This is a genomic window from Bordetella sp. MIP270_01_BMS (assembly GCF_054958705.1).
On the sequence record NZ_CM143297.1, the window covers coordinates 3,331,173 to 3,352,530 of the forward strand.

The window sequence follows — 21,358 nt, forward strand, 5'->3', positions numbered from 1 at the left end:
CTGTATATTTGGGCGTCGTGTCCACGCAGCCCCAGATCCGCTTTATGCACCAGCCCGTCCTACCCGCGTACTTGATCGCCCGCTGGCTATTGCTGCTGGTCCTGTTGGCGGGTGCGTATTTCCTCAGCGGATTCCTGGTGCCGGCCCTGGCCGCGCTGATCGTGGGCCTGGCCACCTGGCCGCTGTACCGGCGCATTGTCGACTGGTGCGGTGGTCGCACGATCCCCGCCGCGACGCTGGCATTGCTGGGCGTCATACTGATCATCATCATCCCCCTCACGCTCGCGCTTTCGTACGCGGTAAAAGAAGCCAGCAACTTCTTTGCATGGGCGCTTGCGGCCAACCGGTACGGTGTGGCCGTACCCGACTGGATTTCGTCGCTGCCCGGGGTGGGGCCGCGGCTTGCGGTGTATTGGCAGACCTACCTGGGCGAGCCGCATGCGCTCGGCGCCCTGGTCGAAATGGTCAGCGGCGAACACCTGGGCAATATCTATCGCATGGTGCTGTCAGCCACCGGCAATGCCTTCCACCTGCTGCTGAGCGTGGTCTTCATGCTGATTACGCTGTTCTTTGTGTACAAAGACGGTGACCGTATGATCGCGCAGCTTGACGTGCTGGGCGAGCGCATCCTGCCTGCGCGCTGGCAGCGGTTTTCGCGCGTGGTGCCCGCCACGGTCGGTTCCACCGTGACCGGCATGAGCCTGATTGCCGTCGGCGAAGGCGTGGTGCTGGGTGTGGCGTACTGGATGGCAGGCGTGCCGTCGCCGGTGCTGCTGGGCGTGGTCACCGGCTTCATGGCGCTGATACCGGGCGGCGCGCCACTATCGTTCACGCTGGTCTCGCTGTACCTGGTGGGTTCCGGTCACCTGGTGGCCGGCATCGCCCTGTTCGCCTGGGGCACGATCGAACTCTTCATCGTCGACAAGACTCTGAGGCCGCGCCTGGTGGGCGGGCCCGTGAAGCTGCCGTTCCTGCCCACCTTCTTCGGCCTGGTCGGCGGGGTCAAGACCATGGGTATCGTGGGGCTCTTCGTTGGGCCGGTGCTCATGGCCTTGCTGGTGGCCGTCTGGCGCGAATGGGTGCGCAACGTCGAGCACGAACGCGACCTGACGCGGCTGCAGCCGGCCACCGAACAGCGCGACACCTGAGCGCCCGCCAGTTGCACAGACCTAGTACAGGCTTTCATTTTCCCGAGGTTGAGAATGTCTGCATCATCCGTGGCCGAGCAGGTGGCCACATTGCGTCGGCAGGGCTTTGTCGTGGTTCGGCAATTCGCCGCACCGGGCACCGTGGCCGCGCTGCGTGAAGAGGCCGAGCGGCAGCTTGCCCGCCAGGCTGAGCCCATCGAATACGAGGCCGACCTGCAATACCCGGGGGCGCCGCCGTCGCGGCAAGCCCAGGGCGGGGCGACAGTGCGCCGCCTGCTCAACGCTTACGGGCGCGGCCCGCAGTTCCAGGCGTGGGCCACCTCGCCGGCCGTGGCTGGGTGGCTCCAGGCCTGTTTCGGCGATACGCCGGTGCTTTCCACCGTGCACCACAACTGTGTGATGACCAAGCATCCGGCGTATGGCAGCCTCACTGGCTGGCATCAGGACATCCGCTACTGGTCGTTCACTGCCACCGATCTGGTGTCGACCTGGCTGGCGCTGGGTCATGAAACGGCCGACAACGGAGGCCTGTTCTTCATTCCGGGCTCGCACGATGCGTCGTTTTCCACCTCGCAGTTCGACGAAAAGAAGTTCTTCAAAGAAGATCAGCCCGAGAACCAGGCATGGATCGAGCAGGCGGTCTGCCCCGAGCTGGACCCCGGCGATGTGGTGTTCTTCCACTGCCGCACGCTGCACGCGGCCCGGCAGAATGGCACCGACCGGGTGAAGTTTTCGCTGGTTCACACCTATCACCCGCGCAGCATCCGCCCCGTGGACGGCACACGCTCGGCCTCGTCGCCTGGTGTAACCCTGGACGTCTGACGAGGCCGGCCGGCCCCTCGGCGCGGCGACCCGGCGGTCTCCGGCGTTTGGTAATATAGCTGGATATTTATCCAGCCTCCGGCCGCCATGCTGCCGCCCCACCGCTACTACTACCTGCACAATTTCCAGCGTGCGCTGGAAGTCGTGGCCGACCGCTGCGCCGACCTGCTCGACGCATCCGAACACGCGTTCCTGAGCCAGTTCGCCGCGCTTGGGCAACCGGCGCAGGCCCTGTTCGTGCGCATGGCCATGCGGCGGGGGCCCTGGTTTCGCGCCAGCCGCCTGGTGTATGAAGAAATCCCCGACCTGGACGCGGCGGTGCAGCCGCTGGTTCAGCTGGGCTGGCTGAGCCCGACGGCGCCCATGACGCTCGATGAGCTGTTCGGTGTCTGCACCCTGCCTGAACTGCGGGCCATCTTCGCCCGGCGCGGCGGGGCCGCGCTGCGCAAGGCCGACATGCTCGAAGCGCTGCGGCCGCATTACGCCCGGCCCCAACCCTATGCCGCGTGGTGCGGCCCTTCGTCCGAGCCCGCCTGGCGCTTCATGCTCGCAGGGCAATGCGACCGGCTGCGCCTGATGTTCTTCGGGAATCTGCACCAGACGTGGTCAGAGTTCGTGCTGGCGGACCTGGGCATCTTTCAGTACGAGGCCGTTCCTTTCGGGCCGGGCTCGCGCGCTTTCCAGTCGCGAGCCGACGTCGACCGCTATCTGGCCCTGCATGCATGCCGCCAGGCGCTGGACGAGGGCGCGGCGCCCGCCGACTTGCTGCCGGCCATACAGGCATGCTGCAGCGACAACCCGTTTGTCGAACAGCGTCGCGCCAAGACCCTGATGCGCGTGGGCCAGGCCTGCGAGCGCGCGCAAGACTGGCAGGGGGCTTACCAGGTCTATGCGCAATGCGAGTATCCGGGAGCCCGGCATCGCCGTATCCGCATGCTCGAGCGCATGCGGCGGCACGACGACGCACTGGCGCTCGCCCTGCGAGCCCACGCCGAGCCGGAGAGCGAAGCGGAAAGCCAGCAGCTGGGGCGCATGCTGCCCCGGCTGCGGCGCAACGCCGGGCATACCGCGACACCGCGGCGAACGGCTGTGACGCTATCCCGGCTCGACCTGACACTGCCTCGTCCAAGTTCGCCGCAATCGGTCGAATACGTCACTCGCGATCACCTGCACTGCGACACCATGCCGGTGTACTACGTCGAAAACGCGCTGATCACCTCACTGTTCGGCTTGCTGTGCTGGTCTGCGGTGTTCGCGCCCTTGCCTGGCGCGTTCTTCCATCCATTCCAGCGCGGGCCTGCAGACCTGCACGCGACCGATTTCGCGCTGCGCCGCGCGGCGTTGTTCGACGCCAGTCTGGCGCAGCTCGACAGCCACGCTTATCGCGACACGATCCTGCGCAACTACACCGACAAGGCGGGCCTGCAATCGCCATTCGTATTCTGGGGGTCCCTGTCCGACGCCTTGCTGCAATTGGCCCTGGACTGCCTGCCCGCGGTCCACCTGAAGCTGTTCTTTACGCGCATTCTTCAGGATCCGGGCAGCAACTGCACCGGCCTTCCAGACCTGGTGCGCTTCTGTCCGAGCGAGCGGCGTTATGAACTCATCGAGGTCAAAGGGCCTGGCGACAAACTGCAAGACAACCAGACTCGCTGGTTGCAGTACTGTGCCCGCCACGACATCCCAGCGCACGTGTGCCACGTGCGCTGGCAGGACGCTGCCGCATGAGCTACACCGTGGCGGTACGCGCGCTGTGCGAATTCACGGCGCGGGCCGGCGACCTCGACCTGCGCTTCACCCCGGCGCCCAGCGGGGCCGAAGGCGTTGCCGGCCACATTGCCGTCACGGGGCGACGCGGGCCGGCCTATGAATCCGAAATCGCTTTGTCTGGCCGCCACCGGAACCTGCTGGTAAGGGGCCGTGCCGATGGCTACGACCCCGACCTGAACCAGCTGGAAGAAATCAAGACCTACCGCGGCGACCTGTCCAGCGTGCGAGAGAACCATAGAGCCCTGCACTGGGCGCAGGCGCGCGTCTATGGCCATTTGCTGTGCGAAGCGCGCTCGCTGTCTGCTTTGCGTGTGGCCCTGGTGTATTTCAACGTGGTCACCGAAGAAGAAACGGTGCTGACGGAAACCTGCGACGCGTCAACGCTGAAGGCCTACTTCCAGGAACACTGCGACCGCTTTCAGCAATGGGCTGCGGCTGAATTGGCGCACCGCCAGGCCCGCGATGACGGATTGGCCGGCCTGGCATTTCCGCCGGGCAGATTCCGCCCGGGCCAGCGCGAACTCGCCGTGGCGGTGTATCGAGGCGTCAAGGCGGGTGGGTGCGTGCTGGCCCAGGCGTCCACCGGCATCGGCAAGACGCTGGGCACGCTCTATCCCACGCTGAGGGCGATGCCGGAAGGGCGTGTCGACAAAGTGTTCTTTCTCGCGGCCAAGAACGCCGGCAAGGGGTTGGCCCTGGAAGCCCTGGATACGCTCAATGCGCAGGGCGCAGCCCCCACGCTCAGGGTGCTCGACATGCAGGCGCGCGACAAAGTCTGCGAGCACCCCGGCAAGGCCTGCCATGGCGAGGCCTGCCCCATGGCCCAGGGTTTCTACGACCGCCTGCCCAGCGCTCGGGCCGCCGCGCTCGCACAGCCCAACCTGCATGGACCCGCCGTGCGTTCCGTCGCGCGCGCGCACAACGTCTGTCCGTATTACCTGACGCAGGAACTGGCGCGCTGGAGCGATGTGGTGGTGGCCGACTACAACTACTACTACGACACGCACGCCTTGCTGTATGCGCTGACGCAGGCCAATCAATGGCGCGTGGCCGTGCTGGTCGACGAGGCGCACAACCTGGTCGATCGCGCTCGGCGCATGTACACGGCCGAGCTTGCGCAGGCTTCCCTCAAGCAGGCCCGCAGCGCCGCAACCAAGGCTCTGCGCAAACCTCTGGACGGCCTGGCTCGCGCTTGGAACGCCTTCAATCGCAAGCAAGGCGACACGTATCAATGCTACCCGGCGGTTCCGGCCGGTGTGCTGGCGGCGCTGCAGAAGGTCATCAGCGCCATCGCCGAACACCTGGGGCACGATCCGCTCGCGCACGAAGATCCTCTGCTGCGCTTTTACTTCGACGCCTTGCATTTCACCCGGCTGGCCGAGCAGTTCGGGTCGCATGCGCTGTTCGACGCCACGCGATACCCGGACGGCCAGGGCGCGCTCTCGACGCTGTGCGTACGCAATGTGGTGCCGGCGCCCCATCTGGCCTCCCGCTATGCCGCAGCACACAGCACCGTGCTGTTCTCGGCCACCCTGAATCCGCAGCAATACTATCGCGATACCCTGGGTCTGCCGGCACAGGCGGCATGGCTGGACGTCGCCGGCCCGTTCCGGGCCGAGCAGCTGGCCGTGCGGCTGGCACGCGGCGTGTCCACCCGCTATCGCGATCGTGAGCGGTCATTGCAGCCGATTGCCGACCTCATCGCCGAGCAATATGCACGACGCCCGGGCAACTACCTGGGATTTCTCAGCAGCTTCCAGTACCTGGAGCAAGTCGCCGGCTTGTTGCGCCAGCGTCACCCGCAAGTGCCCATCTGGAAGCAGGCGCCCGGCATGGACGAGGCAAGCCGCACGGCCTTTCTGCAGCGGTTTACCGAAACCGGAACAGGCGTCGGTTTCGCAGTGCTGGGCGGCGCGTTCTCAGAGGCGGTCGACCTGCCCGGCAAACGCCTGATCGGGGCTTTTATCGCCACGCTGGGCTTGCCGCAGGTCAACCCGGTCAACGAGCAAATGAGAAGCGCCATGGATCAACGCTACGGGAACGGGCGCGGCTACGACTACACATACCTGTATCCCGGTCTGCAAAAAGTCGTGCAGGCTGCCGGCCGCGTGATCCGCAGCGAGAATGACACCGGCGTTCTGCACCTGATCGATGACCGATACCGGCGTGCGGAAGTGCGTGCGTTGCTGCCGGCATGGTGGAGCCTGGAATAACGCTTCCGAACCGTGGCGGCCGGCTCGCGTGCAGTTTGGCGGGTTACGCTTCGCGCACCGCCACCACGTGCGGGTCGTTCAAGAGAATGCGGGCGAATTCCCGGACGAGGTCGGGCTGATTCGATGTTCTGGAATGCACCAGGTACAAGTTGCGTTCGGCCCACGGGTCGGTCAGCCGCACTGCGCATACGCGTTGTAGCTGCACCGCCTCGACGGCGGTGCTGGCAGGGACGACCGCCGCGCCCACGCCAGCCTCGACCATCTCGATCAACGCACTGAAACTATGTACGTGCACGCGCACTCGCATCGGCAAGCCGGTGCTGCGCGCCTGTTGGCTCAAGTGCAGATAATTGCTGCTGGTGCGTTCGACGCAAACCAGGTCATGGGCGAGCAGCTCGCGAAACGAAGTTTCGGCGTGCTGTGCCATGGGATGTCCGGGCGCTACGACGCATATGAGCCGATCGATCGCATAGAGCTCGCGGTGCAGCCCGGGACGCGGTTCCAGGTCTGCACCCACCCCGATGTCGGCTTGGCCCTCTTCAATGGCTTGGCTGATGGTGGGGCTTTCCTGTTCTTTCAGGTCGACGTTGATGTGCGTGTTGGAAACCAGGAACCGCGCCAGGCTCGGAATGATGAAACTGTTGAGCGAGCTGCTGTTGGCCAGCAGACGTATGCTGCCCCGCAAATTCGCTGAGTACGCGCCCAGCTCAGCGTGCATGGTGGCAACGCCTGCCAGTAACTGTTTCGCATGGCGCGCCAGCACTTCACCTGCCGGGGTCAGAGTCATGCCTTTGGCATGGCGCACAAACAGCTGGCTGCCGACCGCATATTCCAGGTTCTTGAGTCGATAGCTGGCCGAAGATGCCGTCAGGTGCATGACGGCTGCGCCAACGGACAAGTTGCCTGCTTCGGCGATCGCCTGGAATAGTCGAAGATCTTTGAGATCGTAGTGCAAGCTCGGCTCCGGTTGGGCCCGGGATATGCCCGGGCCCAAATCGTAGCCTGCTGGCCGCATTGACTCAATCTTTCTTCTTTTTCTTGGCCTCGACGAACTCGTTCATGTAGCGTTGCGGCTCGCCGGTGAGAAAGGCGTTGGCGAATTCTTCAACGCCGTTCGTGATTGAAACCTCCAGGGGCTCCTTTTCCCATTCGCGAAGCAGCCGCTTTTGTTGGGCAAGCACGGCGGGCCCGCATTCGGCCAGCAGGCCGGCCACGCGGGAAATCTCTTCGTCGAGCTTGTCCATCGGCATCACGCGATGCAACAGCCCCTGGTTGAGCGCGTCCTGGGCGTCGACGATTTCCCCGGTAAGCAACAGCCAGTCCGCCCGCGCCTGGCCGACCAGGCGCGGCAGCAAGGCGGCATGAATGATGGAAGGTATGCCTACCTTGACTTCGGGCATGCCCAACTTGGCTTCGGTGGACGCGATACGCAGGTCACATGCCAGCGCGAATTCCAGTCCGCCGCCCAGGCACCAGCCCGGGATGCGCGCAATCACCGGCACCGGCAGCTGGCGTACGTCTTCGCACAGCTGGCGAAGGCCATCGATGAAGCGCCGGGCGCTGTCCACATCGAAGCTGGCCATCTCTTTGATGTCGGCCCCCGCGACAAAGGCCTTGTCGCCTTGGCCGCGTATCACCAGGACACGCAGTCCGTTGTGGCTGCGCGCCTGGCTGATGGCGTGGCGCAGGGATGCAATGACCGGCGTGCCCAGAATATTGAGCGAACCGGCGTTGGCAATGCTCAGCGTCGCCACGCCCCGATCATCGATCGAGAAATCGGCGTGGTTCGGAATGCTTTCCTGTGTCATCGTTGCCTCTGGGCGCTTAGAGCTTTTCAAAGTTGATGTCGGACACCACTTTGCGCCAGCGTTCGTTGGACTCGCGGATCATCTGGGTGAACTCTTCGCGTGTCGTGTAGTCTGCCACCGCGCCTTGCTGGCTGAGTTTTTCGATCACCGCCGGGTCGGACAGCGCCTTCTTCACTGCCTGATTCAGGGTTTCCATAATATCGTCGGGCACGCCGGCGGGCGCGGCAAGGCCATACCAAGACGGGGTGTTCAACTCGGGATAGCCCACTTCGGCGTAAGTGGGCACATCGGGAAACTGCGGCACGCGTTCCGGGGCCGCGACGGCCAGGGCGCGCAGGCCGCCGGATTGAATGTGGCCCGCGGAAGAGGGCAAGTTGTCGAATACGACGTCGATCTGTCCGGCCAGCAGGTCGGTCAACGCGGGTCCCAGCCCCTTGTACGGCACGTGCAGCAGGTTGGTCCCGGTCGCGCTCTTGAAGCGCTCGCCAAACAGATGGCTGTAGCCGCCATTGCCGGAAGAACCGAAGGTGTATTTCTCGGGGTTCGCCTTCAGTGCCTCAACCAGTTCGCCGAAAGTCTTGATCGGCGACTTGGCGTTGATGTCCAGCACGCCCAGTACGTTGGCCAGATTGCTGATGGGCGAGAAGTCTTTGACGGGGTCATAAGGCGGTTTGGCCTGCACGCTCGGGTTGACGGCATGCGAGCTTTCCACTGCCATGACGATGGTGTAACCATCGGGTTTCTCCCGCGCCGCAGCCATGCTGCCCGTCGACCCACCCGCGCCCGGACGGTTGAGAATCACCACGGGCTGGCCCAGGGCTGCGCTGATGCTGGGCGCGACGGTGCGCGCGATCAGGTCGGTTGCGCCACCGGGGGCGTACGGCACGATCAATTGAACCGGGCGTTCCGGATAGGCGGCGAAAGCAGTGCCGGCGCTGGTCAGGCAGGTGGCAGCGATGGCGAGCGTAATGCGACGGTGCGAGAAAATCATGCTTCAGGTCTCCTGAGGGTGTGCGCCTGGCTGAGAGCCAAGGTCTGAAAATTGCAGGGTGTGTTCGCCGAGCAACGGCGGAGGGTTGGGTGTGATGTGGCGCATGTCGGGGGGCAGCATGGGGTTGCTTACCAGGGTCATGCGCCCCAGCGTGGGATGGTCGATGCGCTGCAGCATGTTGCGATGCCGCACCTGTTCGTCTTCGAAGACCTCTTGCAGCGTATTGATCGCGCCCCAGGAAATCCCGAGGCGATCCAGTGCATCGGTCCAGTGCGCGCGGGGCTGCGTGCACAGCACGTCCGCGAGAATGTCGCGCAGTGTATCCAGGTTCTGGATGCGCGCGCTGTTGGTGGCATAGCGCGGGTCTGCGGCGACGTCGGGCCGGCCGCAGAATTCGCAGAAACGCGAGAACTGCGTGTCGTTGCCTATTGCCAGGATGAAATACCCGTCCGACGCGCGGAACACTTCGTAGGGCGCGAGATTGGGGTGGGCATTGCCCGTGCGCTCCGGATTCTTGCCCGACACCAGGAAGTTGGCCGCCTGATTGGCGTTCATCGCCACGGCCACGTCCATCAACGCCAGGTCGAGCCAGGTGCCCCGCCCGGTGCGATGACGCTGGAACAGCGCTGCCAGAATAGCCGACGTGGCGTACATGCCGGTAGTCAGGTCGATCACCGCGACGCCGGCGCGCAGCGGGCCGGCGCCGGGTTTGCCGTCGGGATGGCCCGTATAGCTCATCAGGCCACCCAGGCCTTGGAAGATGTAGTCGTAGCCGGGCCGCCGCGCCTTGGGCCCGGATTGGCCATAGCCCGTGACGGATGCGTATACCAGTCGCGGATTGACGGCCGCCAGCGATTCATAATCCAGGCCGTACTGCTTGAGCGTGCCGGCCCGGTAGTTCTCCACAAGCACGTCGGCGTCCTGGATCAGACGGAGCAGTTGCTGGCGCCCTGCCTCGGTCTTGAAATCCAGGCACACCGAGCGCTTGCCGCGATTGCATGCCATGAAGTAGGCGGACATGCGTTCGCCGCCTTCACCTTCAAGGTAGGGGGGGCCCCATTGACGGGTATCGTCACCCGTACCGGGTCGCTCGATCTTGATGACGTCTGCGCCCAGATCGGCCAGGTTCTGGGTGCACCAGGGGCCCGCGAGTATTCGAGAAAGGTCGATTACGCGAACGCCTTCCAGCGCATTTGCAATCATTACAGCTCCAGCCAATAGTTCTGATCGAGCAGTCTATGGCGCGGGGAGCGGTTCGAGCCAGTTCAAATATTCAAAAGCCCGGTTCGAAATTTTCACACGCCGGCGAAAACTTCGAGCCGGGCCGTAGACAAAGCGAAACCGCCCGGTGTTCGCCGGGCGGAAAGGGTGCTTACGTCGCGTCCTTGTAGCGGTTGCGCAGGTCGCGGATCTGGTCGTGGTTGCGCAGCACGCCCTGGTATTGGCGTTCCACGATGGCACGAATGTTCTCCGGCAGCGCTTCCTTCAGAGCATCGCTGTATTGCGCTTTGGCGACATCCTCGCCGCGTTCGCATTCTTCCAGAATGGAAGTGTCGCTACGGCCGGTGACCGCGGCTTTCAGGTTCGTCCAGCCGCGGTGTACGGCGCCGGCGACCGTGCCGCTGTCCTCGGGTTTGCCGCCCAACTGGGCCACCACGCTCTGCAGTTCGGCGGCGCCGGCCGCGCAATCGCGGGCACGGCTCTTGAACAGGGCCTGCAATTCGGCATTCTTGGTGTCTTCGGCGGCGGCTTCAAAGCCCTTCTCGCCGTTCTTGGACGTTTCGATGAGATCGTTCAATATCTTGACGACTTTGTCGGCCATGCTGTTCTCCTTGAAGGTTGTCGGGCGAAATGCCCTTTTGCCCCGAAGACATCGCAATTGCCGTGCCTGGGGGCGGCTGTGCCCATTGGCCCGGAGGGCAGGGCGGCGCGGCAAATCCGCCCAGCGCATACACTGTCAATCATTCCTCTCGAGAAAATTCTGCCTCCGTGACCGCCACCGCCTTTTCCTCTCTGCCCCTTATTTCCGCCCTGCAGGAAAATCTGCAGTCCCTGGGGTTCACCCAGATGACCCCCATCCAGGCGCAATCCCTCCCGGTCATTCTCGAGGGGCGCGACGTGATCGCGCAGGCCAAGACAGGCAGCGGCAAGACGGCGGCGTTCGGGCTGGGGCTGCTGCAGAAGCTCGACGTCAACCGCCTGGCGCCGCAGGCGCTGGTGGTGTGCCCCACGCGTGAACTGGCCGACCAGGTGGCGCAAGAGCTGCGCCGCCTGGCCAGGCTGATTCCCAACGTCAAAGTACTGACGCTCTGCGGCGGGGCGGCGGCGCGGCCCCAGGCCGAATCGCTCGCGCGCGGCGCCCATCTGGTGGTGGGCACCCCCGGCCGCATCCAGGATCACCTGCAGCGCGGCAGCCTGGATCTTGCGCAACTGGCTACGCTGGTGCTGGATGAGGCCGATCGCATGGTGGACATGGGGTTCTATGACGACATCGTGGCCATCGCCTCGCATTGCCCGGTCGGGAGGCAGACGCTGCTGTTCTCGGCGACTTATCCGGAGAATATTCGCAAGCTCAGCGCGCGCTTCCTGCGCAACCCCGAAGAAGTGAAAGTTGCGGCCCAGCACGATGCGGCTCAGATCGAGCAGATTTTCTACGAGATAGAAGAGTCCGACAGGCTGGACGCGGTGGTGACACTACTGGCGCATTTTCGTCCGGTGTCCACGCTGGCGTTCTGCAATACCAAAGTCCGCAGCCATGATCTGGTAGAACGCCTGCAGGCCGAGGGCATCAGTGCGCACGCCCTGAACGGCGACCTCGAACAGCGCGAGCGCGACGAAATTCTTATCCAGTTCGCGAACCTCAGCTGCGCGGTGTTGGTGGCCACCGATGTCGCGGCGCGCGGGCTCGACATCCAGAACCTCGGTGCCGTGATCAATGTCGACGTCACCAAAGACACCGAAGTGCATGTGCATCGCATCGGCCGCAGCGGCCGCGGCGAACAGAAAGGTTTGGCGCTGAGCCTGTGTTCGCCCGAGGAAATGCGCTGGGCGAATCTCATCGAGCAGTATCAGGGTGCCCCCTTGAAGTGGGCCAATATCAAATCATTGCGTCCCAAGTCCGACCGGCCCCTGCGCGCGCCCATGGTCACTCTGTGCATCCAGGGCGGCAAGAAGGACAAGCTGCGCCCGGGCGACCTGCTGGGTGCCCTGACCGGTGACGGCGGGCTGATCTTCCAGCAGGTCGGCAAGATCAACATTACCGAGTTCAATGCCTATGTCGCGCTGGACCGGACCATCGCCAAGCAGGCGTATGCGCGTATTTCCAACAGCAACATCAAGGGACGGCGCTTTCGCATGCGCTTTCTTGAAGAGTTCTGAGGCGGGGCGCCACGATCATTAGCGCCGGCTGGCGGCGGCCGCAATTGCTGCCTCGCCGGCCGCACCTCGCCGGCCGCACCTCGCCGGCCGCACCTCGCCGGCCGCACCTCGCCGGCCGCACCCTCCGTTACACCTCGCGGGTGGGTTGGGCGGCCTGTGATCAAAGCTTGATCGCGTTATGCTTGCCGGTTTTGCGGGGCGCCGGCGTATGGCGCGGCCCGCGTTTACTGGAAGTGCATTTTGGCCGAATCCCAATCACGCGACCTCTCTGGCGCCGCCGCCACGCCTGCCGCGCCTGCCGCAGGCGGCCTGCGGCGCACCCTGGCCGCCCGCCATCTCTCCATGATCGCCGTAGGGGGCTCCATCGGCACGGGCCTGTTTGTCGCCTCCGGCAATACCATCGCGCAGGCGGGCCCGGGCGGGGCGTTGCTGGGATACGCCCTGATAGGGCTGATGGTGTATTTCCTCATGACCAGCCTGGGTGAACTGGCCGCGGCCATGCCGGTGGCGGGATCTTTCGCGACTTATGGCGCACGCTATGTCGAGCCAGGTTTCGGTTTCGCCCTGGGATGGAACTACTGGTACAACTGGGCCGTGACCGTAGCGGTGGACCTGGTGGCCGCCCAGTTGGTCATGGCCTACTGGTTTCCCGATGTGCCGGGCGTCTACTGGAGCGCACTGTTTCTGGCCCTCACCTTCGGGCTCAACGCGCTGTCGGCGCGGGGCTTCGGCGAGGCCGAATTCTGGTTCGCACTAATCAAGGTGGTCGCGGTCGTGGTGTTCATTGCCTTGGGCGTGTTGATGCTGCTGGGCATCATCCGGGGCGGCGAAACGGGCGGATGGCAGAACTGGACGATAGGCGACGCGCCCTTTGCCGGGGGGGTCGCGGCGATGATAGGCGTGGCCATGGTGGTGGGCTTTTCTTTTCAGGGAACCGAGCTCATCGGCATCGCGGCGGGCGAGTCCAAGGATCCGGCTCGCAATATTCCGCGTGCTGTGCGGCAGGTGTTCTGGCGCATTCTGCTGTTTTATGTGCTGGCCATCGCCGTCATCGGTCTGCTGATTCCCTACACCGACCCGCAACTGCTGCGCAACGACGTGACCGATATCAGTGTGAGCCCCTTCGCCCTGATCTTCGACCGGGCGGGCCTGCTGGCCGCCGCATCGATCATGAACGCGGTGGTGCTGACGTCGGTGTTGTCCGCCGGCAACTCGGGCATGTACGCCGCCACGCGCATGCTCTATGCGCTCGCCTGCGAGGGCAAGGCCCCGGCCATGTTCGCCCGCGTGACCTCCGCCGGCGTGCCGGTGCGCGCGCTGCTCGCGACCACGGCGCTTGCCGCGCTGTGTTTTCTGTCATTCGTATTCAGCCCGAATGAAGTCTATATCTGGCTGCTGAATACATCGGGCATGACCGGGTTCATCGCCTGGCTGGGCATAGCCATCAGCCACTACCGATTCCGGCGCGGCTTCGTGGCGCAGGGCGGCCAATTGCACCAGCTGCCCTATGTGTCGCCATTCTTCCCCTTCGGACCGGTCTTCGCCTTTGCGCTGTGCCTGCTGATTACGCTGGGCCAGAACTACGAGGCCTTTCTGCAGGACCGCATTGACTGGGTGGGCGCAGCCGCCACCTATGTGGGCATACCCGTATTTATGCTGATCTGGGGCGGCTATCGCCTGGTACGCGGCTCACGCTTCGTGCGGTATGCCGACATGACCTTCCCGCTGCGCACCGGCGACTGAACGGCGTTGCGTCAGTCCCGGGAATCTGGCGAATCGTCCTATCGAGGCGTCCATGGGCACCATGGGCGTCAAGACACCCGCTCGAGCGTCAATGCGGCAGCACCAGCAACCGGCCCGGCAGGGTGGGGTGAGGCAGTACGTCGGCATCGATGTCGTACACGGCGCGCAGGTTCGCCGCGGTGAGCACTTGTGTGGGCGCGCCATCGGCCACCAGTGTGCCGCCCCCCAGCAGAACCAGCCGGTCGCACCAGCGCGCCGCCAGATTCACATCGTGAAGAACCATGAGCACCCCCACGCCGCGCTCATGGGCAAGGACAGACGTGGTGCGCAGCAATTCGCTCTGGTGTTTCGGGTCCAGGCTGGATATGGGCTCGTCCAGCAGCATGTAGCGCGGCGCTTGCGCGCCGCGATGCGCCAGGCACTGTGCCAGTACGCGGGCGTACTGCACGCGCTGCTGTTCCCCGCCCGACAGTTCCGGATAGCGCCGCTGCCCCAGGTGAGGCACGCCGGCCAGGGCCAGCGCCTCGTCGGCCAGGTCGTGTACCTGTACCGGCGCCAGTTCCGGAAACGGGTAGGCGCCCATCGCCACGACCTCATGGACGGCCAGGTCGAAGCTGAGGGAGGGCTTTTGCGGCAGTACTGCGCGCACGCGGGCCTGGCGCCGGGCGGGCAAGCGGGACAAGTCGGCGCCGTCGAGCTCGATCCGGCCGCTGTCGGGCGTCAATTCGCCCGACAGGGCCGCCAGCAGGGTGGACTTGCCGGCGCCATTGGCGCCCAACAGGCCGACGACCAGGCCGGGTTCGATGCTCACGGATATGCCGTGCAGCAGGCGCGCGCCGTTGCGCGACAGGGCGAGGTCGACCGTGCGCAAGCTCATCAGTAGCGTCGTCCTCTGGCCAGCAGCCACAAGAAGAAGGGGCCGCCCACCAGGCTGGTGACCAGTCCGATGGGCAGTTCCGCGGGAATCACCACCACGCGGGCCAGCCAGTCGGCCAGCGTCAGCGCCAGCGCGCCTGCCAGCATTGATGCAGGCAGCAGCCAGCGGTGGTCGGCGCCCAGGGTCATCCGCACCAGATGCGGCACCACCAGGCCCACGAACCCGATGCCGCCGGTGGCGGCCACCAGCGGCCCGACAATCAGCGCCGTGGCGACCACCAGCTTGTATCGCAGGGTCACCAGAGCAAAACCCAGGTGTTGCGCTTCGCGCTCGCCCAGCAACAAGGCGTTCATGGGCCGCCACTGGCGCATCAGCCACGCCGACCACAGCAGCGTCCATGGCGCCAGGAAGGCCAGCAACGGCCAGCTTGCGCCAGCCAGGCTGCCCATGCTCCAGAAAGTCAGGTCGCGCAGTTGCGCGTCCGTAGCCAGGTAGGTCAGCAGGCCGATCAGGCTGCCCGCCACGGTATTGATGGCGATGCCGGCCAACAGCAGCCCCGCCACACCGGCGACGCGCCGCCCCACCGCGTAGGCCGCGCCGGTGGCCAGCAGGCTGCCCGCGAACGCGGCGGGCGCCGTGACCGCGAATCCGCCGGCCGTCAGCACAATGGCCGATACGGCACCCAGCGCGCCTCCGGCCGAAATGCCCACCAGCCCCGGTTCGGCCAGGGGGTTGCGGAACAGCGCCTGCATGGCGGCGCCGGCTATCGCCAGCGCCGCCCCGGCGACGGCCGCGAACAGCACGCGCGGCAGCCGGATGTCGAGCAGCACGTTGCGCCACAGTGCGTCGTCGGGTTGCGCCGCGCCATCGCTGAACAGAACGCGCCACGCATCAGACAGGGGAATATGCACCGCGCCGCTGAGCGAAGCCAGTGCCGCCACCAGCAGGGCCGCGAGGCCCAGCGCGGCCAGCACCGCAGGTCCGTGCGGGCGCTTACGCGGCTGCATGGGTGCGCCGCTCCTGCCGAGCAATACAGTCTGCCTGCTTCACTTGGCGAATTGCGTGCGGCAGCCTTGGCTCGGTTCCCAGCACCAGCAGGTCGTCCATGATGACAATGCAGTCGTTTCGCGCCGCGGGCGTGGATGCCAGGCCGGGCACGGCTAGCAGCTGCTGCCTGCCTCCGGCGGCTTCGAGCGCCGTGCCCGGCACCGCAATCACTTGCGGAGCGAGCGCGCTCAGCGCCTCGGCCGACAGCGGCTTGTATCCTTGCTGGTCAGCCAGCATATATTTTCGACGTGCGTACAGGCATGGGATTCTTTATGAACCTCAAGCTGCCAGCGCCTGCGGGCACAGGCTGCTCAGCAAGTTGCGCCAATCCGGCAGTTCGCGCCTGCCCGGTTTGCGCTCGCCAAAGAATTGCACGATCAGGTCGCCACCGCACGCGTAGAGTTCCAGCGATGTGACCCAGCCGTCGCTGGTAGGTTTGCTCACGACCCACGCCTTGTCGATGGCCTGCGTGTTCAGGTGCAGGTTGAATCGCGGGTCGAGCACATTGAACCAGGGGCCGGTGCGCCGCAAGTTCGATACCGGCCCCGTGTGAATCTGGATCATGCCGCGATTGCCCACGAAACACATGATGGGCAGGCCCGTCGTGGCTGCTGCCGTCAACATGCGTTCGGCCGCATCGGCGTCCACGCGTTGCGCCAGGTCGGCGCCGGCGGCGTTCAATGCCGCCAGCCGCGACACCTTGAACTTGCGCAGCATGGGAAAGAATTCATGGGTGTCCTGCATGGCCAGCCACGCTGTCCGCAAGGCCTGCGGGTCGCTCACCTCGCCAACCTCGTCGCTTGCTGGGGCAGGATGCGCCAAGGGCCAGTGCGGCTCGCCAGCGAACCTCGCGATCAGGGCGTCGTACGCGGCAGCGTCCGTGGCGTCGGTACGGTACACCTTGTGCACCGCCTGGCCGGTCCGGTCGAAGAATTGCAGACTGCGGCGGCCATCGTGTTCGACAGCCCACGCCGTATGCCACTGCGTAAAGAACACTCTCAAGTCGATATCGGGTCCCAACACCAGGCCGACCGGGCCATCGGCATGGATGGATTCGTACCGGCCATGGCGCTCGTGCACGCACCATTCGTTGCGAGTCAGCGCCATGACTTCGCCCAGGGCCCCCATCTCGCGGAAAATCATCTGCGGCGATTCCGCACCCGTCAGCGCCGTTGCGCGCAGGCCGTTGCACTGTGCCGCCACCCACTGCGCCTCGGAAACCCCCAGCGACTGCGCCAGGTTGCGCGCGCGCTGCCCCGGCTGCGCGGCGGCAAGGGCGTCATTGCGCGCCCTCAGCTCGGCGGCCATCTGGGTATACGTGGGGTTGCTCAAGGTTTGCTCCTGTTTCCGGTCGCGGCGGGTCTTTGCCATGATAATGGAAGGCACTCTATCCAGAACCGGAGCCGCCCGGGTTTCCTGCGCTAACATGGCCGGCATTGACAGCACAGCACCGCGCCGAACGCCATGGGCCAGTCACAAGAACTGCAACTGCTGGTCGAACTCGTGCGCGCGGGCAGCTTTTCGGCTGCCGCGCGCGAGATGGGCGTCACCACCGCGGCGGTCAGCAAGCGGCTGGCGCAGATCGAAGACCGCCTGGGCGTGCGCCTGCTCAATCGCAATACGCGCCGCATCAGCCTGACGGCAGAGGGCGAGCTGTATTTCGAGAATGCGCGTCGCATCCTCAGCGACCTGCAACACCTGGACGAGCTCATGATCCACCGGCAGGCGCAGCCGCGCGGCCTGTTGAAGGTGAACGCGCCGCTGGGGTTCGGCCGCAGCTATATTGCCCCCGCCATCGTCTTGTTCGCGCGCCGCTACCCCGATGTCGAGATGCAGCTCCAGCTGACAGACTCCCCGGGCGATTTCGTGCAGGACGCTTTTGATGTGGCCATACGCTTCGGCGATATTCCCGATGCCCGCCTCATTGCCCGGCGCATAGCGCCGAACCGGCGCCTGGTGTGCGCCGCGCCCGCTTATCTGAAAAAATTCGGCCGCCCCGAGGCGCCGCAAGATCTGGCCCGCCACCAGTGCATCGTACTGCGCCAGAATGAAGAAACCTATGGGCTCTGGCGTTTCAGCCAGGGCGGCCACACCGACACGGTAAAGGTGCGCGGACACCTCAGCAGCAACGACGGCGAGGTCACACTGACCTGGGGCCTGGCGGGGCTGGGCATTCTGCAGCGCGCCGAATGGGACCTGGCGCGCTACCTGCGCTCGGGCCGCCTGGAACTATTGCTGCAAGACTACGCGCTGCCCCCCGCCGACATCCATGCGGTGTTTCCCGAGCGCAACCACCTGTCGGCGAAGGTGCGTGTGTTCATCGACTTCCTGGTCGACTATTTCGAGGACAGGCGGCAGAGCGAAGGCACGGCCTGGTGACGGCGGGCGGCCCATGCCCGCCTTGTGCGGGCGGGTGGGCGTCCGGGCTCAGTTGATCGCCACGTTGGCCTGCTTCACCAGCTTGGCGTAGCGCTCGGTGTCTTCCCGGATCTGTTGCGCCATTTGCTCGCTGCTGTCGCCGATGGGCACCGCGCCGATCTCGGCCATGCGCTTGCCGAACTCGGGCGATTTGATGATCTTCACCATGTCGCCGTTCAGGCGCTCGACCACTTCGGGCGGTGTGCCGGCGGGGGCCAGCACGCCGAACCAGGTCCCCATGTTGAAGCCCTTCAGGCCCGCTTCCTGCAAGGTGGGAACGTCGGGCAGGGCCGCGGATCGCTGGTCGGTGGTGACGGCAAGGGCTCGCAATTTGCCGGACTTCACGTGCGGCAGCACGGGCGTGATCGTGTCGAACGACATGTCGATCTGGCCGCCGAGCAGGTCGGTGGTGAGCGGCCCGCTGCCTTTATAGGGCACGTGCAGCAGCTGGACTTCGCCCAGATCCTGGAACTGTGCGCCGATCAGGTGCTGCCCCGTGCCCATGCCGTTGGATCCGAAGGTCAGCTTGCCCGGCGTCTCGCGGGCCAGGGCCAGCAGTTCCTGCACGTTCTGTGCCGCCACCTTGGGATTCACCACCAGAATGTTGGGTACCAGCGCCACGGTCGTCACCGGCGCCAGGTCTTTCTGAAAGTCATATTGCAGATTGCGGTACACGCTGGTGGCGATGGTGTGGTGCACTGCGCCCATCAGCAGGGTGTACCCGTCGGGGGCGGCCTTGGCCACGTAGTCGGCGCCCAGGGTGGCTCCGGCCCCGGGCTTGTTTTCCACTACCACGGGCTGGCCCAGGCTCTTCGCCAGTTCCTGGCCCAGGGCGCGTGCCAGTGCGTCTGTTGTGCCACCCGCCGGAAACGGCACCACCAGGTTGATCGGCCGGGCCGGATAGGGCTGGGCGCCGGAAGCGCTGGCCAATACCACGCCTGCCACGCACAACGCGCCGGCGCACAGCCGGCGCCAGAAGGGTGTTGCAATAGTCATGATGGTCTCCTCTTGTTATTAGCATTCATGCAGGCCCGCGTGCGCTTCAGGCGGCGCGAGTCTCGGCCGCGCTGCCGCGCAGATAGTCGCAGACTGCTTCGGTCACCTGCGCGGTCGTCGCCTTGCCGCCCAGGTCGCCCGTGTGCAGCGACGGGTTGGCCGTCACGGATTCCACGGCTTGCATCATGCGGGCCGCCGCCTCGCGTTCGCCCAGGTGTTCAAGCAGCATCACCACGGACCAGAACGTGCCGATCGGATTGGCCAGGCCCTTGCCCATGATGTCAAAGGCAGAACCATGTATGGGTTCGAACATCGACGGAAAGCGTCGTTCCGGATCGATGTTGCCGGTGGGGGCGATGCCCAGGCTGCCCGCCAGGGCCGCCGCCAGGTCGCTCAGTATGTCGGCATGCAGGTTGGTGGCCACGATGGTGTCCAGCGACGCGGGCCGGTTGACCATGCGCGCGGTGGCGGCATCGACCAATTCCTTGTCCCACCGTACGTCCGGGAACTCGCGGCTGACTTCCAGGGCGATTTCGTCCCACATCACCATGGCGTGGCGTTGCGCGTTCGATTTGGTCACCACGGTCAGCTGCCTGCGCGGGCGCGACTGCGCCAACCGGAATGCATAGCGCAGAATGCGTTCGACCCCGGCACGCGTCATCATCGACACGTCGGTGGCCGCCTCGATGGGCAAGCCCTGGTGCACGCGTCCTCCCACGCCTGAATACTCGCCTTCCGAGTTCTCGCGCACAATCACCCAGTCCAGCTGGTCGGGTGTGCATCGCTTCAGGGGGGCGTCGATGCCGGGCAATATCCGCGTGGGGCGTACATTGGCATACTGGTCCAGTCCCTGGCAGATTTTCAACCGCAGCCCCCACAGCGTGATGTGGTCAGGTATGTCGGGGTCGCCCGCCGACCCGAACAGAATGGCGTCCTTGTCGCGCAGGCTGTCCAGGCCGTCGGCCGGCATCATGATGCCGTGGCGCCGGTAGTAATCGCCGCCCCAGTCGAAATCGTGGAACTCGAACGCAAAGGATCCGTCGGCCTCGGCGAGCGCCTGCATGGCGTGCCGCCCGGCGGGTATGACTTCTTTGCCGATTCCGTCGCCCGGAATGGTAGCGATGCGGTATGTCTTCATATGCCTGACTCCTGGCCGGCGACCGTCGCCGGCATGCTCTGTCAGGCACTGTACCCAGCGCGGCGGCCCGTGCCCGCCGCCCGAGTCAAAACATCATTAACTTCAGGTTAACGCCCGCGTCGCGACGGCCTCTGCTCGGCGGCCGGGGTCGCTGCCTGTGCGCGCTGCACGATCCAGACGCTCGCGATCACGATGCCCATGCCGCCCAGCTGCGGCAGGGTCAGCCTCTGACCCAGCAGCCCCCATCCCAGTATCACCGCCGTCAGCGGGCTCAGAAAGCCCAGTGCGGCCACGACCGCCGGTCCCAGGCGTGCCAGCCCGCGAAACCATATGGCATATGTGAATGCGCCACCGATCACGGCAAGATAGGCCAGTCCGCCCAGATTGGCGGCCGACAGGGCGGGCAGGGGCGGCTCCAGCCAGGCGGCTGCCGGCAGCAGCACCAGTCCGCCGGCCATCAGTTGCCAGCTTGCAAAGGTCAGGGCCGGCACGGGGGGCTGCCAGCGGCGGCTCAGCACTGTGCCCAGGGCCATGGCTAGCGCGCCGATCAGGCCGGCCGCTACACCATAGGGGTCCAGGGCGGCATCCGGCGTCAGCACCAGCAGCGCCACGCCGCCGATTCCCGCCAGCGCCGCCACGACGGACCATGGCCGCACGGGCGCGCCCAGCAGCAATCGCGCCAGACCGATGACGATCAGCGTCTGGATCGCGCCCAGCGTTGCCGCTACGCCCCCCGGCAGCCGATACGCCGTCACGAAAAGCATGGCCCAGAACAGCGCGAAGTTCAGCGAGCCCAGCAACAAGCTGCGCAGCCACCATATCCCGTGCGGCAGCTGACGAGCCCACAACAACAGCAGCAACCCCGCCGGCAAGGCGCGCAGCATTGCGACCGTCAGAGGGTAGTCGGGGGGCAGGAACTCGGTCGTGACGATATAGGTGCTGCCCCAGATGGCCGGGGCCAAGGCCGTGGCCAGTACATCCGTGCCTCGCGTCATGAAGCGTCCTTCAG

19 protein-coding genes are annotated in these 21,358 nt (G+C 65.5%); 7 read left to right on the forward strand and 12 right to left on the reverse strand.

The window, feature by feature from the left end; translation table 11 throughout:
* The first annotated feature begins 44 nt into the window (after positions 1–44).
* The 4 genes from ACV17W_RS15635 (at position 45) to ACV17W_RS15650 (ending at position 5,953) form a co-directional block, all read left to right on the forward strand.
* Entirely contained in the window at positions 45–1,148 is a 1,104-nt protein-coding gene (locus ACV17W_RS15635) for an AI-2E family transporter (protein WP_462593247.1), read from the forward strand.
* A gap of 54 nt (positions 1,149–1,202) precedes the next feature.
* The gene (locus ACV17W_RS15640; RefSeq protein WP_462593248.1) at positions 1,203–1,970 is read left to right on the forward strand and encodes a phytanoyl-CoA dioxygenase family protein; all 768 of its coding nucleotides are present in this window, start codon (positions 1,203–1,205) and stop codon (positions 1,968–1,970) included.
* 87 nt (positions 1,971–2,057) lie between these two features.
* Entirely contained in the window at positions 2,058–3,698 is a 1,641-nt protein-coding gene (locus ACV17W_RS15645; protein ID WP_462593249.1) for a VRR-NUC domain-containing protein, read from the forward strand.
* The gene (locus ACV17W_RS15650; RefSeq protein ID WP_462593250.1) at positions 3,695–5,953 is read left to right on the forward strand and encodes an ATP-dependent DNA helicase; all 2,259 of its coding nucleotides are present in this window, start codon (positions 3,695–3,697) and stop codon (positions 5,951–5,953) included. Before ACV17W_RS15645 ends, ACV17W_RS15650 begins: the two co-directional genes overlap by 4 nt.
* A gap of 43 nt (positions 5,954–5,996) precedes the next feature.
* On the opposite strand, the gene ACV17W_RS15655 is transcribed toward ACV17W_RS15650, so the two are convergent.
* From ACV17W_RS15655 to ACV17W_RS15675, 5 genes are all read right to left on the reverse strand, one after another.
* The gene (locus ACV17W_RS15655) at positions 5,997–6,908 is read right to left on the reverse strand and encodes a LysR family transcriptional regulator (protein WP_462593251.1); all 912 of its coding nucleotides are present in this window, start codon (positions 6,906–6,908) and stop codon (positions 5,997–5,999) included.
* Between the two features lie 64 nt (positions 6,909–6,972).
* On the reverse strand, positions 6,973–7,761 hold the full coding sequence (locus tag ACV17W_RS15660) for an enoyl-CoA hydratase (RefSeq protein WP_462593252.1): 789 nt from the start codon (positions 7,759–7,761) through the stop codon (positions 6,973–6,975).
* A 16-nt stretch (positions 7,762–7,777) separates the two neighbouring features.
* Positions 7,778–8,752, reverse strand: a complete 975-nt coding sequence (locus tag ACV17W_RS15665; RefSeq protein WP_462593253.1) for a Bug family tripartite tricarboxylate transporter substrate binding protein — start codon at positions 8,750–8,752, stop codon at positions 7,778–7,780.
* 3 nt (positions 8,753–8,755) lie between these two features.
* Complete coding sequence (locus ACV17W_RS15670) at positions 8,756–9,955, reverse strand: CaiB/BaiF CoA transferase family protein (RefSeq protein WP_462593254.1); 1,200 nt, start codon at positions 9,953–9,955, stop codon at positions 8,756–8,758.
* Between the two features lie 169 nt (positions 9,956–10,124).
* Positions 10,125–10,574 (reverse strand): PA2169 family four-helix-bundle protein, encoded by a 450-nt coding sequence (locus ACV17W_RS15675; RefSeq protein WP_462593255.1) that lies wholly within the window; start codon positions 10,572–10,574, stop codon positions 10,125–10,127.
* 167 nt (positions 10,575–10,741) lie between these two features.
* On the opposite strand from ACV17W_RS15675, the gene dbpA reads away from it, so the two are divergent.
* Together dbpA and ACV17W_RS15685 are read left to right on the forward strand one after the other, a co-directional pair.
* On the forward strand, positions 10,742–12,130 hold the full coding sequence (dbpA, locus tag ACV17W_RS15680) for an ATP-dependent RNA helicase DbpA (RefSeq protein ID WP_462593256.1): 1,389 nt from the start codon (positions 10,742–10,744) through the stop codon (positions 12,128–12,130).
* A 309-nt stretch (positions 12,131–12,439) separates the two neighbouring features.
* Positions 12,440–13,873 (forward strand): amino acid permease, encoded by a 1,434-nt coding sequence (locus tag ACV17W_RS15685; RefSeq protein ID WP_462596569.1) that lies wholly within the window; start codon positions 12,440–12,442, stop codon positions 13,871–13,873.
* A gap of 88 nt (positions 13,874–13,961) precedes the next feature.
* On the opposite strand, the gene ACV17W_RS15690 is transcribed toward ACV17W_RS15685, so the two are convergent.
* The 4 genes from ACV17W_RS15690 to ACV17W_RS15705 are packed head-to-tail and all read right to left on the reverse strand — an operon-like array spanning position 13,962 to position 17,105.
* Entirely contained in the window at positions 13,962–14,750 is a 789-nt protein-coding gene (locus tag ACV17W_RS15690; RefSeq protein WP_462593257.1) for a heme ABC transporter ATP-binding protein, read from the reverse strand.
* Positions 14,750–15,757, reverse strand: coding sequence for a FecCD family ABC transporter permease (locus ACV17W_RS15695; protein WP_462593258.1), 1,008 nt, complete (start codon positions 15,755–15,757; stop codon positions 14,750–14,752). The genes ACV17W_RS15690 and ACV17W_RS15695 overlap by 1 nt, the downstream gene beginning before the upstream one ends.
* A complete protein-coding gene (locus ACV17W_RS15700) occupies positions 15,744–16,034 on the reverse strand; it encodes an ABC transporter substrate-binding protein (protein WP_462593259.1) in 291 nt (96 codons plus the stop codon). Before ACV17W_RS15700 ends, ACV17W_RS15695 begins: the two co-directional genes overlap by 14 nt.
* Before the next feature lie 42 nt (positions 16,035–16,076).
* The gene (locus ACV17W_RS15705) at positions 16,077–17,105 is read right to left on the reverse strand and encodes a hemin-degrading factor (protein ID WP_462596570.1); all 1,029 of its coding nucleotides are present in this window, start codon (positions 17,103–17,105) and stop codon (positions 16,077–16,079) included.
* Between the two features lie 156 nt (positions 17,106–17,261).
* Here ACV17W_RS15705 and ACV17W_RS15710 point away from each other — a divergent pair, with 156 nt between their 5' ends.
* Entirely contained in the window at positions 17,262–18,176 is a 915-nt protein-coding gene (locus ACV17W_RS15710; protein ID WP_462593260.1) for a LysR family transcriptional regulator, read from the forward strand.
* A 48-nt stretch (positions 18,177–18,224) separates the two neighbouring features.
* Here ACV17W_RS15710 and ACV17W_RS15715 read toward each other — a convergent pair whose 3' ends face one another.
* From ACV17W_RS15715 to ACV17W_RS15725, 3 genes are all read right to left on the reverse strand, one after another.
* Positions 18,225–19,211 carry a Bug family tripartite tricarboxylate transporter substrate binding protein gene (locus ACV17W_RS15715; RefSeq protein ID WP_462593261.1) on the reverse strand — a complete coding sequence of 329 codons (987 nt, stop codon included), beginning with the start codon at positions 19,209–19,211 and terminating at the stop codon, positions 18,225–18,227.
* Positions 19,212–19,257: 46 nt separating this feature from the next.
* Positions 19,258–20,349 carry a tartrate dehydrogenase gene (locus ACV17W_RS15720; RefSeq protein ID WP_462593262.1) on the reverse strand — a complete coding sequence of 364 codons (1,092 nt, stop codon included), beginning with the start codon at positions 20,347–20,349 and terminating at the stop codon, positions 19,258–19,260.
* 107 nt (positions 20,350–20,456) lie between these two features.
* Positions 20,457–21,344, reverse strand: coding sequence for an EamA family transporter (locus tag ACV17W_RS15725; protein WP_462593263.1), 888 nt, complete (start codon positions 21,342–21,344; stop codon positions 20,457–20,459).
* Between the last annotated feature and the right edge of the window lie 14 nt (positions 21,345–21,358).

Excerpts from the sequence above, each read along its gene's own strand:
- ACV17W_RS15645 (WP_462593249.1), top strand. The coding sequence starts at position 2,058 with ATGCTGCCGCCCCACCGCTACTACTACCTGCACAATTTCCAGCGTGCG.
- ACV17W_RS15715 (WP_462593261.1), bottom strand. The coding sequence starts at position 19,211 with ATGACTATTGCAACACCCTTCTGGCGCCGGCTGTGCGCCGGCGCGTTG.
- ACV17W_RS15690 (WP_462593257.1), bottom strand. The coding sequence starts at position 14,750 with ATGAGCTTGCGCACGGTCGACCTCGCCCTGTCGCGCAACGGCGCGCGC.
- ACV17W_RS15725 (WP_462593263.1), bottom strand. The coding sequence starts at position 21,344 with ATGACGCGAGGCACGGATGTACTGGCCACGGCCTTGGCCCCGGCCATC.
- ACV17W_RS15705 (WP_462596570.1), bottom strand. The coding sequence starts at position 17,105 with ATGGCCGCCGAGCTGAGGGCGCGCAATGACGCCCTTGCCGCCGCGCAG.
- ACV17W_RS15660 (WP_462593252.1), bottom strand. The coding sequence starts at position 7,761 with ATGACACAGGAAAGCATTCCGAACCACGCCGATTTCTCGATCGATGAT.
- ACV17W_RS15710 (WP_462593260.1), top strand. The coding sequence starts at position 17,262 with ATGGGCCAGTCACAAGAACTGCAACTGCTGGTCGAACTCGTGCGCGCG.
- ACV17W_RS15650 (WP_462593250.1), top strand. The coding sequence starts at position 3,695 with ATGAGCTACACCGTGGCGGTACGCGCGCTGTGCGAATTCACGGCGCGG.
- ACV17W_RS15720 (WP_462593262.1), bottom strand. The coding sequence starts at position 20,349 with ATGAAGACATACCGCATCGCTACCATTCCGGGCGACGGAATCGGCAAA.
- ACV17W_RS15665 (WP_462593253.1), bottom strand. The coding sequence starts at position 8,752 with ATGATTTTCTCGCACCGTCGCATTACGCTCGCCATCGCTGCCACCTGC.
- ACV17W_RS15635 (WP_462593247.1), top strand. The coding sequence starts at position 45 with ATGCACCAGCCCGTCCTACCCGCGTACTTGATCGCCCGCTGGCTATTG.
- ACV17W_RS15700 (WP_462593259.1), bottom strand. The coding sequence starts at position 16,034 with ATGCTGGCTGACCAGCAAGGATACAAGCCGCTGTCGGCCGAGGCGCTG.
- ACV17W_RS15695 (WP_462593258.1), bottom strand. The coding sequence starts at position 15,757 with ATGCAGCCGCGTAAGCGCCCGCACGGACCTGCGGTGCTGGCCGCGCTG.
- ACV17W_RS15675 (WP_462593255.1), bottom strand. The coding sequence starts at position 10,574 with ATGGCCGACAAAGTCGTCAAGATATTGAACGATCTCATCGAAACGTCC.
- ACV17W_RS15670 (WP_462593254.1), bottom strand. The coding sequence starts at position 9,955 with ATGATTGCAAATGCGCTGGAAGGCGTTCGCGTAATCGACCTTTCTCGA.
- ACV17W_RS15640 (WP_462593248.1), top strand. The coding sequence starts at position 1,203 with ATGTCTGCATCATCCGTGGCCGAGCAGGTGGCCACATTGCGTCGGCAG.